1 pseudogene is annotated in these 250 nt (G+C 54.4%); it reads right to left on the bottom strand.

From position 1 onward, the window contains the following. Positions 1-118, bottom strand: a pseudogene (locus BN1800_RS43335) (type II toxin-antitoxin system VapC family toxin); the annotation flags it as partial. Positions 119-250 lie beyond the last annotated feature (132 nt).

Below are 250 nucleotides of genomic sequence, written 5' to 3' on the forward strand. Positions count from 1 at the left end.
CGATGATGCTGGTGCAAATCTCTTTGGGATCGATCTCTTCGATGCGGCGAGCCGCCGGTCCGAAGGGATTGCGTATGATGTCGCTGATGATGTTCGTATCAAGCAAGTACCCGTTCAAAAAATGTTCTCCGGCTTTGCAGGCATATCCTCAATATCCGGGAACTGGTCTTCGGGCCCGAGCGGAGGCTCCTTCTTCCACTCGGCAATAAGCTCCGCGAAATTGGACGGCCCGGTTACAGGCTCGATGATG

The sequence above is a fragment of the Rhizobium sullae genome, assembly GCF_900169785.1.
In the GTDB taxonomy this organism is placed as follows: domain Bacteria; phylum Pseudomonadota; class Alphaproteobacteria; order Rhizobiales; family Rhizobiaceae; genus Rhizobium; species Rhizobium sullae.